Raw genomic sequence first — 16,465 nt, 5'->3', positions numbered from 1 at the left:
AAACTTGACCACCCCGCCCCCGAACGTGCATGACCTCAAGCCGCATTCACGGGTTCGGCCATGCGCGTTCTGTTGATCGACAACTACGACAGCTTCACCTGGAACCTCGTCCATCTCATCGGTGGGCTGGGCGCCGAGGTCGATGTCTGGCGTAACGATGCGCTCACCGTCGACGAGGCACTCGCCGGCGATCACGACGCGATCGTGCTCTCGCCCGGCCCCTGCACGCCCAACGAGGCCGGAATCTGCCTGAACCTGATCCGCGAAGGCGCGGGCAAGAAGCCGATCTTCGGCGTCTGCCTCGGCCTGCAGGCGATGGGCCAGGCCTTCGGCGGCCAAGTCGTGCGCGCGCCATTGCCGATGCATGGCAAGGTCTCGCCGATCCGCCACCGGGCGCGCGGCCTGTTCCGCGGCATCAACGGCCCGCTGCAGGCGACGCGCTATCACTCGCTCGTGGTCGAGCGCGCCTCCTGCCCCGATGTCTTCGAGATCGAGGCGGAGAGTGATGACGGCCTGATCATGGCGCTCTCGCACCGGGAGCTGCCGGTCCACGGCGTCCAGTTCCATCCGGAGAGCATCGCCTCCGAGCATGGCGCGACGATCCTGCGGAATTTCCTCGACCTCGCGGAGCGATGGCAGAGCGAACGCGAAGCCTCCGCCCTGACCCTTTCAGCCTGATTCCGCAGAGTTCCCATGGACGATTTCAAACCCTTCATCGCCAAGGTCGCGACCGGCGCGACGCTCTCCCGCGAGGAAGCGCGCGACGCCTTCGATACGATCCTCTCCGGCGAGGTCACCAATGCACAGTCGGCCGCCTTCCTGATGGCGCTGCGCGTGCGCGGCGAGACGATCGACGAGATCGCCGGTGCCGTCGGCGCCATGCGCGGCAAGATGCTGCCCGTGAAGGCGCCGCCCGAGGCGATCGACATCGTCGGCACCGGCGGCGATTCGTCGGGCTCCTACAATGTCTCGACGCTGGCTTCGATCATCACCGCCGCCTGCGGCGTGCCGGTCGCCAAGCATGGCAACCGCGCGGCGTCCTCGCGCTCGGGTGCTGCCGACGTTTTGACCGCGCTCGGCGTCAAGGTCGGGCTCGATCCGGCCGCGACCGAGCATTGCATCCGCGAGGCCGGCGTCGGCTTCATGTTCGCGCCGACGCACCACGCCTCGATGCGCCATGTCGCGCCGGTGCGCACCGAGCTCGGCACGCGCACGATCTTCAACCTGCTCGGCCCGCTCTCCAACCCGGCCGGCGCCAAGCGCCAGCTCATCGGCGCCTTCTCCGAGACCTGGCTGGAGCCGATGGTCAAGGTGCTGGCCTCGCTCGGCTCGACCCGTGTCTGGGCCGTGCACGGCTCGGACGGGCTCGACGAGATCACCACGACCGGCCCGACCCGCGTCGTCTCGCTGGAGAACGGCAAGATCGAGAGCTTCTCGATCAGCCCGGCCGATGTCGGCCTCGAACCGGCCAAACCCGAGGTGCTGCGCGGCGGCACGCCCGAGGAGAACGCGGCGGCGCTCAATGCCGTGCTCGCCGGTGACAAGACCGGTTTCCGCGATATCGCCGCCTTCAATGCGGCCGCCGCGCTGCTCGTCGCCGGCAAGGCCGGGGATTTGAAGGACGGCTTCGCCCAGGCGACGGCCGCGCTCGATTCCGGCAAGGCCAAGGCCGTGCTCGCAGCGCTCATCAAAGCCTCGAACGCGTGAGGCCGGCATGACCGATATCCTCGCGAAGATCGAAGCCTATAAGCGCCAGGAAATCGCGGCTGCCAAAGCGGCCGTTCCGCAGGCCGAGATCGAGCGCCGCGCCCGTGCGGCCTCGAAGCCGCGCGGCTTTGCCGATGCATTGGCCGGCAAGCTCGCGCAGGGTACGCCGGCCTTGATCGCCGAGATCAAGAAGGCGAGCCCGTCCAAGGGCTTGATCCGCGCCGATTTCGACCCGCCCTCGCTCGCCCGCGCCTATGCGGCTGGCGGGGCGGCCTGCCTCTCGGTGCTGACCGATTCCCCTTCTTTCCAGGGCCAGCCTGAATTCCTGACCGAAGCGCGCGAGGCTGCCGGCCTGCCGGCTCTGCGCAAGGATTTCCTCTACGAGCCCTATCAGGTCTACGAGGCCCGCGCCTGGGGCGCCGATTGCATCCTGATCATCATGGCCGGCGTCGACGACGCCACCGCCAGGGCCTTGAACAAGACCGCGCGCGAACTCGGCATGGACGTTCTCGTCGAGGTCCATGACGATGCCGAGCTCGACCGGGCGCTGAAGCTCGAAAGCAGGATGCTCGGCATCAACAACCGCGACCTGCGCAGCTTCAATGTCGATCTCGCGGCAACCGAACGTCTGGCGCCGCGTGTCCCGGCTGACCGGATCGTGATCAGCGAGAGCGGCATCTTCACCCATGCCGACATCGCCCGGCTCAACCGCAGCGGCGTCAACAGCTTCCTCGTCGGCGAGAGCCTGATGCGGCAGGCCGACGTCACCGCCGCGACGCAGGCGCTGCTCACCGGCAAGGCCGTCGCGGCGTGAGCCGGCTCAGCCATCTCGACGCGCAAGGTCAGGCGCATATGGTCGATGTCGGCGGCAAGGCCGAGACGACCCGCATGGCGATCGCCGAAGGCCAGATCGTCATGGCGCCGGAGACGATCGCGATCGTGCGCGACGGCAACGCCAAGAAGGGCGATGTGCTCGGGACCGCGCGCCTCGCCGGCATCATGGCGGCGAAGCGCACCCATGAACTGATCCCGCTCTGCCACCCGCTGCTCCTGAGCAAGATCGCCGTCGATCTCGATATCGACGAGGCTTTGCCGGGCGTGCGCGTGCGTGCAGAGGTCAAGATGAAGGGCCAGACCGGCGTCGAGATGGAGGCGCTGACCGCCGTCTCCGTCGCCTGTCTCACCGTCTACGACATGGTCAAGGCCGTCGACCGGGCGATGCGGATCGAGAATATCCGCCTGCTGCACAAATCCGGCGGCCAGTCCGGCGACTACGAGGCGAAGCAAGGCTAATGGCACTCACCCCGGTCCCCGTCGCACGCAAGGCACTGCTCGACAGCATTCCGGGGCCGACCGGTGCGGAAACCCTGCCGCTCGCGCAATGCGCCTGGCGGGTGCTGGCGGGCGAGGTCAAGGCGCTGAGGACGCAACCGCCCTTCGCCAATTCGGCCATGGACGGCTACGCCGTGCGCGGCGACGAGATGTCGGAAGGCGTCTCGCTCTCGGTCATCGGCGAATCCGCCGCCGGACGGGCCTATGAGGGCGCCGTCGGGCCAGGTCAGACCGTGCGCATCTTCACCGGCGCGCCGGTGCCTGAGGGCGCGGACACCATCCTGATGCAGGAAGACGCCGATGGCGTCGGCAGCCCGGTGATCCGTGTCCGGATACCACCGGCGAAAGGGAAATTCCTGCGCGCCGCCGGGCTCGATTTCCACGAAGGCGACGTGCTGCTGCAGGCCGGGCGCGTGCTCGACAGCGCCGCGCTCGGGCTTGCCGCCGCGATGGCGCATCCGACTCTGCCCGTTCGGCGCAAGCCACGGGTCGCGATTCTCGCTACGGGCGACGAGCTGGTCGCTCCGGGCGAGCCGGTCGGCCGCGCCCAGATCGTCGCCTCGAACTCGTTCTCGCTGGCCGCTCTGGTTGAAAAGGCCGGCGGGACCGTGCTCGATCTCGGCATCGCCCGCGACGACCATGCCGATCTCGCTGCGAAGATCGCAAGGGCGAGCGAGGCCGATGCCGATGCGCTGATCACGCTGGGCGGTGCCTCGGTCGGGGCGCACGATCTCGTACAGGAGGCGTTGACACGCGCCGGCATGGCTCTCGGCTTCTGGAAGATCGCGATGCGGCCGGGCAAGCCGATGATGACCGGGCGGCTTGGCCGGATGGTCGTGGTCGGCCTGCCGGGCAATCCCGTCTCCTCGATCGTCTGCGGCCACCTCTTCGTGCTGCCCTTGATCGAGGCGTTGCTCGGCATCGCCGATGTCGATCGCGACCGCAGCATTCCTGCCATTCTCGGCCGCGACATGCCCGGCAATGACGAGCGCGAGGACTACCTGCGCTCGGAGCTTGCGCTGACGTCTGAGGGCTGGGTCGCGACGCCTTTCGACCGGCAGGATTCCTCGATGCTCGGCACGCTGGCGCGGGCGCAGGCCCTGACGATCCGACCGGCCCATGCCGCTCCGGCGAAGAAGGGCGATGTCTGCCGGATCCTGCCCTTGCGGTAGCGGCTTGCGGAACACAAGCAGAACGCGTATAGTGTTCGTGCTTTGTTTCGATTCTGCGCTTTGAGGGGCTGGCGGCGACCATGCTGACACGCAAGCAACATGAACTCCTGCGCTTCATCCAGGAACGCTTGCGCGAAAGTGGCGTGCCGCCCTCCTTCGACGAGATGAAGGACGCACTCGACCTGCGCTCGAAATCCGGCATCCACCGCCTGATCATGGCGCTGGAGGAGCGTGGCTTCATCCGCCGCCTGCCGAACCGGGCGCGCGCGCTCGAAGTCATCAAGATGCCGGACGGGCTCGGCGCCCCGCAGCCGCGGCCCCGCTTCAGCCCCGCCGTCGTGCAAGGCGGCCTCGGTGCTCAGCCGAGCGTCGCCAAGCCTCGGCCCGCCGAGGACGATAGCCGGCATTCCATCGCCATTCCCGTCATGGGACGAATTGCGGCCGGCACGCCGATCTCCGCGATCCAGAGCCGCAGCCACACCGTCTCGCTGCCGCCGGACATGCTCGGCTCCGGCGAGCATTACGCGCTGGAAGTGCGCGGCGATTCGATGGTCGAGGCCGGCATTCTCGACGGCGACACCGTCGTCATCCGCCGGCAGGACACCGCCAATACCGGCGACATCGTCGTGGCGCTGATCGACGATGAGGAAGCAACGCTGAAGCGCTTGCGCAAGCGCGGCTCCTCGATCGCGCTCGAAGCCGCGAACCCGGCCTACGAGACCCGCGTACTCGGCCCCGACCGGGTCAAGATCCAGGGCCGCCTCGTCAACCTGATGCGGCGCTACTGAAGGCGCTCGGTATCGACCTCGGCTTCGGTGTCGGAGGCTGATGCAGGCTGCGCCGTTGCGGGTTGACTGGTCGGCGGGCTTGCCGACACAGCCGGACGCGGCTCGCGCCGGCGGGACCACGGACGATCGGCCGTGGTCGGTTCCGAAGTTCGGCTGCTCCATCCCGATGCCGTCCGGTAGAGCGAGGTCGCGCCATCGCGCGTGAGTGCCATACGTTCGACGAGCCTGGCCTTGCAGGCCCCGTTCCAGGGGATGGCGGTAACGACGAGATCGGCGCGCAGGCAGTCCTCGATGATGGCGAGGCGCTCGCGCGTGTAGGAGACGGTGCGCTTCTCGGCCGTCTGCGCGATGCAGGCCAGACGATCGCAGGCGATGCCGGCGCGCAAGCTGGGATCGTCGGGTGAACGGCTGTCGCCATCGGCGGCGAGCCATTGCTGCAGGACGAAGCGGCTGGGTTTGCCCGCTATCGCGAGGCGCCCGTCCGGGCCGCGCACGGCCAACCCGGAGCCGTCACGCTCGATCAGGATCTCCGGCCGCTCCGGCTTGCCGGCAATGGCCACGCCGAAGACCAGCGGCAGAGCCGCGAGCCAGCGCCAGGGCGTGGTCCAGAGCGTCAGCCAAAGCAGCGCCAGCGCGAAGCAGGCCAGCACAGCCGGACCGAAGGCGGCGAGCGTCACGGTGGAATGGTCGATGGTCGCGACCCAGCGTGCCACTTTCAGAACGACGTCGGAAGCGAGCCCCATCAACGCCCAGGCTGGCCAGTCCAGCCCGAACGGATAGGCCAGCACGCCGAACACCGCCGCCGGCATCACGAAAAGCGAGACGAAGGGCAGCGCCATGGCATTGCCGAGCAGGCCGAAGGGGTTGAAGGTCTGGAAATGATAGGCGCCGAAGGGCGCGGTCGCGGCGGTCGCCAGCATGGTGGTGACGAGGATGCCGAGCGCCGCGGTCCAGATCGGCCCGAGCGGCCAGGGCAAAGCCGATGGCGGCTCGCTGCGATCTCTTCTCTCCCAGCGTTCGGCGAAGGCGATCAGCGCCGCGACCGCACCGAATGACATCTGGAAGCTCGGCCCAAGCAGCGCTTCCGGCTCGCGCAGCAGCACGATCATCGCGGCGAGCGCGAGATTGCGCATGCTCAGCGCCGCACGATCGACCAGGATCGCGCCGAGCATCACCAGCGTCATGATCAGCGAGCGTTCGGTCGCGACATCGCTGCCCGAGAAGATGCAATAGGCGGTCGCACCGAGCATTGCGGCCACTGCCGCGAGCTTCTTGACCGGCCAGTGCAGCGCCACCGTCTGCGACAGGGCGAGCAGCGCGCGCACCAGCCAGAAGATCGTGCCGGCCGCCAGCACCATATGCAGGCCCGAGATCGAGACGATGTGGTAGATGCCGGCGGCGCGCAGGTCGTTGTTCGTGGCTTCCGTGATCAGGCCGCGCTTGCCGGTGACGAGCGCGGCGGCGACCGCGCCGCCCTGCCCGCCCCCGACCTCGGCGATGCGCTTCGTCAAGGCATTGCGGGCGCGGTCGATCATGACGTCGATCGCAAGGCGGGTGGGCATCGGATAGGGTGCCGGCGCGAGCGCGACCTTGCCGGAGATGCTGCCGACGGCGCCAATGCCGCGGAAGAAGGCGTCGCGACCGAAATCATAGCCACCCGCCCGCGCCGGTCCCGGCGGCGGCAGCAGGCGCGCGGTCGCGACGATATGGTCGCCCGGCGCCACGGCGCCGGAGCGCAGGCTTACGCGGACGCGCTTCGGTCTCTGCTCGGCCGGCACATTGGCGAGGTCCGTGACCAGGACCACGATCCGCGCGCCATTGTCGCGCGCTTCGACGCTCTCGACGAAGCCGGAGAGCTTTCCGATGCGCGAGCGCTCCAGCATCGGCGCGGCGATATCGGCGGTGCGCCAGACCCCCGCACCGAAGCCGGCGAAGGCAGCGGCCGTCGCGAGGCAAGCCATCGACGCGAGCGGACGCAGGCGCAGGAGGAAGGCGGCTGTGCTGCTGAGGATCAAGCCGAGCAGCGGCGCCCACAGGGCCGGCTCACGATCGGCCGCAAAATAGAGCAGGATGCCGGCGCCCATCGCGATCGGCAGCCAGAGGAAGGGGCGACGGCGCTCGACCTCCAGCGCGAAACCTCGCTGGAGATGCAGCCAAAGCTGGCGAAGCGTTGGACGGAGGCTTGCGGTCAGCGGGACAACGGCACCAAGGCGAGCCGGCAAGGCATCGGCGCGTGCGCCGCGCCGGCCCTGTGCCCGCTCCTGCCCCGGCGGCGCCGGCTGCATCGCCCGCTCTCCCCCTGCCGGCGCTGCGATTTGACCGCTTAGCGTTCCGGCAAAGCCATGTTACAGGGCGCGCGCCGGTTGTCATGTCACGACTTGTGTCATGCCGCGACTCGGCCCCTTCCCCTGTCTTGCCCCGGACGGCTCTCCGCCGCCCGGCCGGAGTTTCCTCCCAATGAGCAACGCCGTCGTCACGCGCTTTGCGCCCTCGCCCACCGGATTCCTGCATATCGGCGGCGCCCGGACAGCGCTGTTCAACTGGCTCTACGCCCGCCGGCAAGGCGGCAAGATGCTGCTGCGCATCGAGGATACCGACCGCGAACGCTCGACCGATACGGCGATCGCTGCGATTCTCGACGGGCTGGAATGGCTCGGCCTCGATTGGGACGGCCAGACCGTCTACCAGTTCCAGCGCGCCGCGCGGCATCGCGAGGTCGCCGAGCAGATGCTCGCCGCCGGCCGGGCCTATCACTGCTATGCGACGCAGGCCGAGCTCGAGGAGATGCGCGAGAAGGCCCGCGCCGAGGGCAAGCCGCTGCGCTACGATGGCCGCTGGCGCGACCGCGATCCGTCGACCGCGCCGGAAGGCGTCAAGCCGGTGATCCGCCTCAAGGCACCGCAGACCGGCGAGACCGTGGTCAATGACGAGGTGCAGGGCCGCGTCGTCTGGCAGAACGAGAATCTCGACGACCTCGTGCTGCTGCGCTCCGACGGCACGCCGACCTATATGCTCGCCGTCGTGGTCGACGACCACGACATGGGCGTCACCCATATCATCCGCGGCGACGATCACCTGACCAATGCCGCCCGCCAGACCCAGATCTACGACGCACTCGGCTGGGACGTGCCGAGCATGTCGCATATCCCGCTGATCCACGGGCCTGACGGCGCCAAGCTCTCGAAGCGCCATGGAGCGCTCGGCATCGATGCCTATCGCTCGATGGGCTACCTGCCGGCGGCTCTGCGCAATTATCTGGTGCGGCTCGGCTGGAGCCATGGCGACCAGGAGGTCTTCTCGACGCAGGAGATGATCGACGCCTTCAACCTGTCCTCGATCGGCCGTTCGCCGGCGCGTTTCGACTACGCCAAGCTGGAGAACCTCAACGGGCTCTACATGCGCCAGTCGGATGATGCCGACCTGCTCGCGGCGCTCAAGGTCATCCTGCCCGAGATCGGCCCGGCGCGCGGGGTCGGCGCCACGCTGTCGCCGGAGCTGGAGGCGAAGCTCCTCGCCGCCATGCCTGGCCTCAAGGAGCGTGTCAAGACGCTGATCGAACTGCTAGACAGCGCCTTTTATCTCTATGCCCAGCGCCCGCTCCAACTCGACGACAAGGCCAGGGGCCTGCTCGACGAGGCTGCCCGCCAACGCCTGCCGAAGATCGCGGAAAAGCTCGCGGCGGTCGACGACTGGACGCCGGCGCCGCTGGAAGCGGCTGTGCGCGCCTATGTCGAGGAAAGCGGGCTCAAGCTCGGCCAGGCGGCGCAGCCGCTGCGCGCCGCGCTGACCGGCCGCGCGATGTCGCCCGGCCTGTTCGACGTCATGGCCGTGCTTGGCCGCGAGGAGACGCTGGCGCGACTTGCAGATCAGGCTGCCTGAGCAGGCGCAAACAAGGCCACCTTGTCATTCCGGGGCTTCGCGCAGCGGAGAACCCGGAATCCACGACTGGGTGAATGGCCAGCCACCTGGCATCAGGCGCCTCGCCCAGTCGTGGGTTCCGGGTTCGCGCCCTTGGCGCGCCCCGGAATGACAACCGGGTGGTTCGAGCCGGCTGAGCTAGCAATTGCGCCCCTTAAGCTACCCCAAGCCTCGGGAAAATCGCGGGTCGGAAGCGCCTGCATCGGCCACAAACGACCCGCTCGCGCAGATATGAGCGTAACGCGGTTCCAACCGCCTTTTGGCTCGGTTGAATGCACTGCGCAAATGGTCTAGTGACGCGCATGTGCATTGCACCGCGGCAACGCGGCAGGGCACGAATATTGCTTGTAAATCAGCCACATGGGCCAACTTCTCCCGTCTCCTTCCGACATCTGCCCGTCACATCGCGGCCTTCGGATGCGAGATGCCCGGCGCGCAAGCGCGGAGAGGCGAAACCGGGGCTGAACAGCAGCGAGCCTTGAAAGGATCGGTATCGATGAGCGGAAATACCAGCCAGCTCCAGATCGGCGACAAGACCGTCGACATGGCGATCAAGGAGGGGTCGGTCGGCCCCGCCGTCATCGACATCGCCAAGCTCTATGCCCAAACGGGCATGTTCACCTACGATCCCGGCTTCACCTCGACGGCAAGCTGCGAGTCGCAGATCACCTATATCGACGGCGACAAGGGCGTCCTGCTCTATCGCGGCTTCCCGATCGAGCAGCTCGCCGAGCATGGCGACTTCCTCGAGACCTGCTACCTGCTGCTCTACGGGGAACTGCCGACCGCCGCCCAGAAGGCCGATTTCGACTATCGCATCACGCGCCACACCATGGTGCACGAGCAGATGGCCCGCTTCTTCCAGGGCTTCCGCCGCGACGCGCACCCGATGGCGGTGATGGTCGCCTCGATCGGCGCCATGTCGGCCTTCTACCACGACTCGACCGACATCTCGGACCCGCATCAGCGCATGATCGCCTCGATGCGCATGATCGCGAAGGTGCCGACGCTGGCCGCGATGGCCTACAAGTACTCGATCGGCCAGCCCTTCGTGTATCCGCTGAACTCGCTGGACTACACCTCGAACTTCCTGCGCATGTGCTTCGCGGTGCCGGCCGAGGAATACAAGGTCAATCCGGTGCTGTCGCGCGCGCTCGACCGCATCTTCATCCTGCACGCCGATCACGAGCAGAACGCCTCGACCTCGACGGTGCGCCTCGCCGGCTCGTCCGGCGCCAATCCCTTCGCCTGCATCGCGGCCGGAACGGCCTGCCTCTGGGGCCCCGCCCATGGCGGTGCCAACGAAGCGGCGCTGAAGATGCTCGAGGAGATCGGCTCGGTCGACAACATCCCGAAATACATCGCCAAGGCGAAGGACAAGGATGATCCGTTCCGCCTGATGGGCTTCGGCCACCGGGTCTACAAGAACTACGACCCGCGCGCGAAGATCATGCAGAAGACCACGCATGAGGTGCTGAACGAGCTCGGGATCAAGGACGATCCGCTGCTCGACGTCGCGGTCGAGCTGGAGCGCATCGCGCTCTCGGACGACTACTTCATCGAGAAGAAGCTCTATCCGAATATCGACTTCTATTCGGGCATCACCCTCAAGGCGATGGGCTTCCCGACCTCGATGTTCACCGTGCTCTTCGCGGTCGCCCGGACGGTCGGCTGGATCGCGCAGTGGAAAGAAATGATCGAGGATCCGTCCCAGAAGATCGGCCGCCCGCGCCAGCTCTATACCGGCTCGGCCCAGCGCGACTACACCCCGATCGGCCGCCGCTGAGCGCAGCCTTCAGGGACCGACGACCAGGGCGCGGTGGTTTCCACCGCGCCCTTATTGTTTCAGATGATTGATGTTTCCGGTGCGGCTGATCCTGCGGACGGGCCGGATAAAATCGGGCCATTCACGGAGATCCGTTCATGACCGAAAGCCGCTTTCTCGACCGCCGCTCCTTCCTCATCGCCGCCGGCGTGGCCGGCCTTGCCGGCACAAAGGCTCGCGCACAGGCCAATTTCCCCAGCCGCCCGATAAACCTGATCGTTCCCTTCGCCGCCGGTGGTTCGACCGATATCGTCGCCCGTCTCGTCGGCCAGAAGATGAGCGAGATCCTCGGCCAGAGCGTCGTGATCGAGAACCGGGCCGGCGCCGGCGGCAATATCGGCTCCACGGCCGTCGCCCGTGCCCAGCCTGACGGCTACACGCTGCTGCTCGGGACGATCTCGACCCATGCCCTCAACCCGGCGATCCTGAAGACCGTAACCTTCGACGCGGTGAAGGATTTCACGCCGATCAACCTGCTGGCGATCGTGCCGAACGTGATGGTCGTGCATCCGGACTTCCCGGCCAAGACGGTCAAGGAGGTGATCGCGGTGCTGAAGGCCAATCCGGGCAAGTACTCCTACGCGTCCTCCGGCGTTGGCACGCCGCTGCATCTTTCCGGCGAATTGTTCAAGTCGCTCGGCGGCGTGCAGATGAATCATGTGCCTTACCGCGGCGCGGGGCCGGCCCTGAACGACGTGGTCGCGGGCGCCGTCCCGATCATGTTCGACAACCTGCCCTCCTCCGCCGGCTTCATCCGGAACGGCCAGTTGCGGGCGATCGGCGTCACCACCAAGGAGCGCGTATCCTCGTTCCCCGACCTGCCGACGATCGCGGAAGGCGGTCTGGCCGGCTACGAGACCTATACCTGGAACGCGCTGTTCGGCCCCGCCAACATGCCGCGCCCGATCATCGAGAAGATCAACCAGGCTGCAAACCAGGCGCTGAAGGACGAGAACGTCAAGAAGAGGCTCAACGATGTCAGCGCCGATATCGTCGGCTCGACACCCGAGCAGCTCGGCGAACACGTCAAGGTCGAGCTCGCCAAATGGGCGCCGATCGCCAAGGCCTCGGGCGCCGTCGTCGAGTAAGCCGGCTCAGCTCCGCACCGCCTCGCGGCCGGTCCGCGAGGCGACCAGCTCCAGCGCCGCCGCAACGGCATTGGCGGCCGGGCTCGGCCCGGCCGAGCGCATGATCGTCTCGACCTCGGCGAAGCCGTCGATTTGCTCCCGCCGCTTCTGCCCCTCGGCCATGGCTGCGAGGAGATGGCTGCTCAGCGCCTCAGCCGTCGCCTCCTCCTGGATGAATTCGGGGACGATGCTGCGGCCGAGGATCAGGTTGGGCAGGATCACGCTCGGCAGTTTGACGAGGCGCCGCGCCAGGAAGGCTTCCCAGTTGGCGCCGCGATAGGCCGCGACCGTCGGGATCTGCGACAGGGCGAGTTCCAGCGTCACGGTGCCGGACGCAGCCAGCGCAGCGCGGGCTTCCCGGAAGGCCGCGAGCTTGGCCGCCTCGCCGGTCACGATCTCCGGTCTGATGGACCATTGTGCCGTCGCCTCGGCGATCATCGGATGCAGCCGCTGTACCGCCGGCAGGACGAAACGGGCGCCCGGCACTGCCGCGGCGACCTTCGCCACGGCCTCGCCGAAGACCGGCATCAGGTGATGGATCTCGGAGCGCCGGCTGCCGGGCAGGACAAGGATGGTTGGGCGCGCGGCATCGTCGCGACGGCGCTGCTCATCCGCGTCGGGACGCATCTCGGCGAGCCGCTCCATCAGGGGATGGCCGACATAGACGGTTTCGGGACCGTGCAGCCGGGCGAGCGCCGCGGGCTCGAAGGGCAGCAGGGCGAGGATGCGGTCGACATGCGGCGCCATCCGCCGCGCGCGCCCGGAACGCCATGCCCAGACGCTGGGGCAGACCCAATGCACGATCGGGATCGAGGGCGCGCGCGCCCTCACCTTCTTTGCGACGCGCAGGCAGAAATCCGGGCTGTCGATCGTCAGCAGGAGATCGGGCTGAAACGCCGCGATGCCGCGCGCTGCATCCTCCATCCGCCGCAACAGCAAGGGCAGGCGCGCGATCACCGGGCCGAAGCCCATCACCGCGATATCGGCCTGGGGAAAGAGCGGTTTCAGCCCGGCTTCGGGCAAACCGTGATCGCCCACGCCGCAGAGCTCCACCGGGCGATCGCCCAGGTTTTCGCGCAGCGCGGCGAGGAAGCGCAGCGCCAGGGCATCGCCCGAAGCCTCGCCAGCGATGATCGCGAGGCGGAACGGCCGCATCAGGGGAAGCCCTCGACGAAGAGGCCGAGTTGATCCGCCAGGCGGCCAAGCGCCGCACGGTCGCCGACCAGGACCTGGCCGGCGCGAACGCCGATGCCGGCGAGCCCGGCCTCAGCGATATGCCGCAGCGTATCCGGGCCGATGGCCGGCATGTCGACGCGCAGATCCTGGCCGGTCTTCGGCACCTTCACGAGAAAGCCATCGCCCTTGCCGATCTTGAGGCGCCCGCGCGCCACCAGATCGGCCACACGGCGGATCATCGCATCCGTGCCCTCGGCCGCCTCGATCGCGACGACGCGGTGATCGGCGAGGATCGCCGCCTGCCCGACATCGAAGGGCGACAGCGTGGCCAGCAGCGAGAAGCCACGTTCGAGCTCTGCCCGCTGTTCAGGATTGGCCTGCTTGCGGCCAAGGGCTCCGTGTGGAGCGGTCATCTCGGGGGCAATGTCCGCCGGCCCGTGGACATGGAAGCCCTGCATCTCGAAGAAGCGGACGACGCCGCGCAGGAGATGATCATCCCCACCCTGGAAAGCCTTGGCGAAATGCGGCAGGTATTTCAGCGTCGAGACTTCGGGGCGCAGCGAGCCGAAGCTCGGCCGCGGCAAGGCGCCGAGCATGACGATATCGGCGATGCCGCGCCGGCGCAGCTCCTCGAGCAGGCTGCCGAGCTGGCCGAGGCGGTAGCGCTTGGTATCGGCGCCCTCGCCGAAGGCTGCGGGATCGGCCGCACCGTCGAGCGCCGCGATATAGGGGCGCTCGCCCCGACCGGTCACGATGCGGGCGAGCTGGAGCGGGTAGTCGCCGCTTCCCGCGATCATCGCGAGCGGACCGCGGGCCACCGGAGCCGCTCCTGGCGCGTCGGCGCTCACCGATCCGCTGCGGTGGCTTCCCGCGGCGTGCAGAGTGGCTTGCCCGCACCTTCCCGGATGAAGTTCAGGATCTCGTCGATGAGCGGATGGGCCGAGAACTCCACCGCAACGTCCTCGACACGCTCTGCCAAGGTACCTTCGTCGGCGAATAGCAGCCGGTAAGCGCGGCGCAATTCATTGATATGCTCGCGGCTGAAGTTGCGACGTTTCAAGCCGACAAGATTGAGCCCGGCCAGATGGGCGGGGTTGTCACGCACGAGGCCGAAGGGAATGACGTCGCTGGTAACGCCCGCGCCACCACCGATGAAGGAGTGATCGCCGATCCTGATGAACTGCAGCAGGCCGGCGCCGCCGCCGACGATGACGAAGTTACCGACCGTGACATGGCCCGCGCACATCGCGTTGTTCGAGAACACGACATTGTTGCCGATCCTGGAATCGTGCCCGACATGCGAATTGGCAAGGAAGGCGCAGCGATCGCCGACGACGGTTTCCATGCCGCCGCCCTCGGTGCCCGGATTCATCGTCACGCCCTCGCGGATGATGCAATCCTCACCGACGGAGAGCGTCGAGGGCTCGCCGCGATATTTCAGGTCCTGCGGCGGGTGACCGATCGAGGCGAAGGGAAATATACGCGTGCGCGCGCCGATCGTGGTGCGACCGGCGACGACGGCATGGCTGACGAGCTCGACGCCCTCGCCCAGCACGACATCGGGGCCAACCTCGCAGAACGGCCCGATCTTCACGCCCGCACCGAGCCGGGCCTTCGGGTCGACGAGCGACATGGGATGGATGGTGACGCTCATCGCGACGCTGCCCTGATCCTGAACCGACGCTACGCTCAAACGACCATCGCCGAGATTTCGGCTTCGGCCACAAGAACGCCATCGACGCGCGCTTCGCCGCGATAGAAGAAGATGTTGCGCTTGCGGGCGAGCTTGGTGAGATGGAAGCGGATCTGGTCGCCCGGCGTGACAGGCTTGCGGAACTTCGCCTTGTCGATCGTGGTGAAGAGGACGGTCTTGACCTGCTTGTCGCCGAATTCATTGGCATTCACGACCAGCACGCCGGCTGTCTGGGCCATCGCCTCGATCATCAGCACGCCCGGGAAGACCGGCCTGTCGGGGAAATGCCCGGTGAACTGGGGTTCGTTGGCCGTGACGTTCTTGATGCCCACGCCGGACGCATCGCCATCGATCTCAACGACCCGGTCGACCAGCAGGAACGGGTAGCGGTGAGGAATGCTGGCCATGATCCTCTGGATGTCGATCACACCCAGTGCCGTCGTCGCCTCGCTCATGGTCTGTCTTCTCCCGCGTGCCTTCGCCGGGCAGCGCCTTGCATTCACGTCTGCGGCCGGCAACAGGCAACACCCCTGCAACCTGTCGCGATTTCAAAGCCTTCCGCCGCTTTGCAGGAAACGAAGCGGGTTGGGCAACAAGATTCTCCGCATTCCTGGCAGAAAGAGCCCATCCGACGACGGTGGGAGCGCCTGTCTCAGCCTCGCGACGCGTCCGGCTTCTTGCCGCGATTGGCCACCAGCGTCTTGAGCAGCGCCGTTTCGCGCGCCCAGCCGAGCGCGGGCTGAGCCGGATATCCGCCATAGCGAGCGCCGCGCGGGACATCGCCGGCGACGCCGCTCTGCGCCGCGATCTGCGCACCCGCACCGATCACGAGATGGCCTGCGAGCCCGACCTGGCCGCCGAGCACCACGAAATCCTCCAGCGTGGAGGAGCCCGCAAGGCCGGTCTGGGCGCAGATCACGCAATGACGCCCGATGACGCAGTTATGGCCGATCTGGACGAGGTTATCGATCTTGGTGCCCTCGCCGATCACGGTGTCGCGGCTGGCGCCGCGGTCGATCGTGCTGTTGGCGCCGATCTCGACATCGTCCTGGATGATGACGCGGCCGACCTGCGGCACCTTCATGTGCCCCTTCGGGCTCATCGCGAAGCCGAAGCCGTCCTGCCCAATCCGCGCGCCGGGATGAACGATGACGCGGTTGCCGATGAGGGAGGCCTGGATCGTGCTGCCCGCCCCGATCGAGCAATTGCGCCCGATCCGGACCTGCGGGCCGATGACCGCATGCGAGGCCACGACGGTGCCGGCGCCGATCTCGGCGCCCGGCCCGATCACGGCGCCCGGATCGACGGTGACGCCGGCTTCGAGAACCGCTGTGGCGTGGACGATGGCGCCCGGTGCCACACCCTGCGAGGCAAAAACAGATTCAGGCTTCAGTGCATTCGGGAAGCAGTGCGCCATCACCTTCGCGAAGGCGTGGTAGGGGGCCGGCGACACGAGCGCCACCGTTCCCGCCGGCACACGATCGGCGAAACGAGGCGAAACGAGGCACAAGCCCGCCTTGGTCGACGCCAGGGCCTCCGTGTATTTCGGATTGTCCATATAGGCGAGATCGGCCGGACCGGCGTTCTCAAGCGCGGCGATACCATCGAGCTTGCGGGCCGGCTCCACGCCTTCCGGCAAGGTAGCGCCCGAAATGCTTGCGACCTCGCCGAAGTCCAGCGAGGTCGCGAAAGGAAAGAAAACTGGCTCTGCCATGATCCGGTCCGGA

The 16,465-nt window shown here is 67.5% G+C and carries 15 protein-coding genes; 9 read left to right on the top strand and 6 right to left on the bottom strand.

Annotated elements, in window-relative coordinates; translation table 11 throughout:
* Positions 1-60 precede the first annotated feature (60 nt).
* The 6 genes from Q9235_RS07910 (at position 61) to lexA (ending at position 4,999) form a co-directional block, all read left to right on the top strand.
* Complete coding sequence (locus Q9235_RS07910; protein WP_047580577.1) at positions 61-678, top strand: anthranilate synthase component II; 618 nt, start codon at positions 61-63, stop codon at positions 676-678.
* Between the two features lie 15 nt (positions 679-693).
* Complete coding sequence (trpD, locus tag Q9235_RS07905) at positions 694-1,707, top strand: anthranilate phosphoribosyltransferase (protein ID WP_306226259.1); 1,014 nt, start codon at positions 694-696, stop codon at positions 1,705-1,707.
* Between the two features lie 7 nt (positions 1,708-1,714).
* A complete protein-coding gene (trpC, locus tag Q9235_RS07900) occupies positions 1,715-2,521 on the top strand; it encodes an indole-3-glycerol phosphate synthase TrpC (RefSeq protein ID WP_306226258.1) in 807 nt (268 codons plus the stop codon).
* Positions 2,518-3,000 (top strand): cyclic pyranopterin monophosphate synthase MoaC, encoded by a 483-nt coding sequence (gene moaC, locus Q9235_RS07895; protein WP_306226257.1) that lies wholly within the window; start codon positions 2,518-2,520, stop codon positions 2,998-3,000. Before trpC ends, moaC begins: the two co-directional genes overlap by 4 nt.
* Complete coding sequence (locus tag Q9235_RS07890; RefSeq protein ID WP_306226256.1) at positions 3,000-4,211, top strand: molybdopterin molybdotransferase MoeA; 1,212 nt, start codon at positions 3,000-3,002, stop codon at positions 4,209-4,211. Before moaC ends, Q9235_RS07890 begins: the two co-directional genes overlap by 1 nt.
* An 80-nt stretch (positions 4,212-4,291) precedes the next feature.
* Entirely contained in the window at positions 4,292-4,999 is a 708-nt protein-coding gene (lexA, locus tag Q9235_RS07885) for a transcriptional repressor LexA (protein WP_306226255.1), read from the top strand.
* Here lexA and Q9235_RS07880 read toward each other — a convergent pair.
* Positions 4,993-7,284 carry a ComEC/Rec2 family competence protein gene (locus Q9235_RS07880; RefSeq protein ID WP_306226254.1) on the bottom strand — a complete coding sequence of 764 codons (2,292 nt, stop codon included), beginning with the start codon at positions 7,282-7,284 and terminating at the stop codon, positions 4,993-4,995. The genes lexA and Q9235_RS07880 overlap by 7 nt on opposite strands.
* A gap of 172 nt (positions 7,285-7,456) precedes the next feature.
* Here Q9235_RS07880 and gltX point away from each other — a divergent pair, with 172 nt between their 5' ends.
* From gltX to Q9235_RS07865, 3 genes are all read left to right on the top strand, one after another.
* A complete protein-coding gene (gene gltX, locus Q9235_RS07875) occupies positions 7,457-8,878 on the top strand; it encodes a glutamate--tRNA ligase (protein WP_306226253.1) in 1,422 nt (473 codons plus the stop codon).
* Positions 8,879-9,413: 535 nt separating this feature from the next.
* Entirely contained in the window at positions 9,414-10,703 is a 1,290-nt protein-coding gene (gene gltA / locus Q9235_RS07870; protein WP_306226252.1) for a citrate synthase, read from the top strand.
* Between the two features lie 137 nt (positions 10,704-10,840).
* Complete coding sequence (locus Q9235_RS07865) at positions 10,841-11,830, top strand: Bug family tripartite tricarboxylate transporter substrate binding protein (protein ID WP_306226251.1); 990 nt, start codon at positions 10,841-10,843, stop codon at positions 11,828-11,830.
* A gap of 6 nt (positions 11,831-11,836) precedes the next feature.
* Here the strand turns inward: Q9235_RS07865 and lpxB are convergent, their stop codons facing one another.
* The 5 genes from lpxB to lpxD all read right to left on the bottom strand — a co-directional run bounded on the left by lpxB (position 11,837) and on the right by lpxD (position 16,452).
* Positions 11,837-13,024: a lipid-A-disaccharide synthase gene (lpxB, locus tag Q9235_RS07860; RefSeq protein WP_306226250.1), complete on the bottom strand. Its 1,188-nt coding sequence runs from the start codon at positions 13,022-13,024 to the stop codon at positions 11,837-11,839.
* Complete coding sequence (locus Q9235_RS07855; RefSeq protein ID WP_306226249.1) at positions 13,024-13,863, bottom strand: LpxI family protein; 840 nt, start codon at positions 13,861-13,863, stop codon at positions 13,024-13,026. The genes lpxB and Q9235_RS07855 overlap by 1 nt, the downstream gene beginning before the upstream one ends.
* 26 nt (positions 13,864-13,889) lie before the next feature.
* Positions 13,890-14,699: an acyl-ACP--UDP-N-acetylglucosamine O-acyltransferase gene (gene lpxA, locus Q9235_RS07850; protein WP_306226248.1), complete on the bottom strand. Its 810-nt coding sequence runs from the start codon at positions 14,697-14,699 to the stop codon at positions 13,890-13,892.
* A gap of 35 nt (positions 14,700-14,734) precedes the next feature.
* Positions 14,735-15,193 (bottom strand): 3-hydroxyacyl-ACP dehydratase FabZ, encoded by a 459-nt coding sequence (gene fabZ, locus Q9235_RS07845; protein WP_306226247.1) that lies wholly within the window; start codon positions 15,191-15,193, stop codon positions 14,735-14,737.
* 197 nt (positions 15,194-15,390) lie between these two features.
* Positions 15,391-16,452, bottom strand: a complete 1,062-nt coding sequence (gene lpxD / locus Q9235_RS07840) for a UDP-3-O-(3-hydroxymyristoyl)glucosamine N-acyltransferase (RefSeq protein WP_306226246.1) — start codon at positions 16,450-16,452, stop codon at positions 15,391-15,393.
* Positions 16,453-16,465 lie beyond the last annotated feature (13 nt).

This window comes from Bosea beijingensis (assembly GCF_030758975.1).
Classification (GTDB): Bacteria; Pseudomonadota; Alphaproteobacteria; order Rhizobiales; family Beijerinckiaceae; genus Allobosea; species Allobosea beijingensis.
Note: the sequence above shows the minus strand (reverse complement) of the source record. Positions and strands in the feature narration are given on the sequence as shown.

Bases quoted from the DNA above. Each gene is read 5' to 3' on its own strand.
- Q9235_RS07910 (WP_047580577.1), top strand. From the start codon at position 61: ATGCGCGTTCTGTTGATCGACAACTACGACAGCTTCACCTGGAACCTC.
- trpD (WP_306226259.1), top strand. From the start codon at position 694: ATGGACGATTTCAAACCCTTCATCGCCAAGGTCGCGACCGGCGCGACG.
- trpC (WP_306226258.1), top strand. From the start codon at position 1,715: ATGACCGATATCCTCGCGAAGATCGAAGCCTATAAGCGCCAGGAAATC.
- Q9235_RS07890 (WP_306226256.1), top strand. From the start codon at position 3,000: ATGGCACTCACCCCGGTCCCCGTCGCACGCAAGGCACTGCTCGACAGC.
- lexA (WP_306226255.1), top strand. From the start codon at position 4,292: ATGCTGACACGCAAGCAACATGAACTCCTGCGCTTCATCCAGGAACGC.
- Q9235_RS07880 (WP_306226254.1), bottom strand. From the start codon at position 7,284: ATGCAGCCGGCGCCGCCGGGGCAGGAGCGGGCACAGGGCCGGCGCGGC.
- gltX (WP_306226253.1), top strand. From the start codon at position 7,457: ATGAGCAACGCCGTCGTCACGCGCTTTGCGCCCTCGCCCACCGGATTC.
- gltA (WP_306226252.1), top strand. From the start codon at position 9,414: ATGAGCGGAAATACCAGCCAGCTCCAGATCGGCGACAAGACCGTCGAC.
- Q9235_RS07865 (WP_306226251.1), top strand. From the start codon at position 10,841: ATGACCGAAAGCCGCTTTCTCGACCGCCGCTCCTTCCTCATCGCCGCC.
- lpxB (WP_306226250.1), bottom strand. From the start codon at position 13,024: ATGCGGCCGTTCCGCCTCGCGATCATCGCTGGCGAGGCTTCGGGCGAT.
- lpxA (WP_306226248.1), bottom strand. From the start codon at position 14,699: ATGAGCGTCACCATCCATCCCATGTCGCTCGTCGACCCGAAGGCCCGG.
- fabZ (WP_306226247.1), bottom strand. From the start codon at position 15,193: ATGAGCGAGGCGACGACGGCACTGGGTGTGATCGACATCCAGAGGATC.
- lpxD (WP_306226246.1), bottom strand. From the start codon at position 16,452: ATGGCAGAGCCAGTTTTCTTTCCTTTCGCGACCTCGCTGGACTTCGGC.